The 276-nt window shown below is 50.0% G+C and carries 1 protein-coding gene; it reads left to right on the forward strand.

Annotated features, from left to right (window positions below):
* Positions 1-119: 119 nt before the first annotated feature.
* Positions 120-257, forward strand: coding sequence for a hypothetical protein (locus SB717_RS35515; protein WP_410907632.1), 138 nt, complete (start codon positions 120-122; stop codon positions 255-257).
* Positions 258-276 lie beyond the last annotated feature (19 nt).

A 276-nucleotide genomic window follows, 5' to 3' on the forward strand; every position in this document is an offset into this window, starting at 1 on the left:
GACACTTTTCATGGGTGGAGTACAAGATCGCTACCAGCCGCATGCAGTCAGAATGCGCTTATCTGTTTTCTGACTTGGTTTAAGGAACGATAACTTTAACTCTTCTGAGGCGGGCTACTTTGATTAGCACGGTGGTAGTGTTCGGCGGCGGCCATATTCCGCGAGACGTTTTCTGTGCGAAAACTGGTGCTGTGACTTCAAGGTCAAGCGTGACGCTCGAAACGATTTATCGCCATATGCAAGGCGCGCTAGCATAGTTAATGGACACGCTAGCGG

The sequence above is a fragment of the Priestia sp. SIMBA_032 genome, from assembly GCF_046535215.1.
GTDB lineage: Bacteria > Bacillota > Bacilli > Bacillales > Bacillaceae_H > Priestia > Priestia aryabhattai.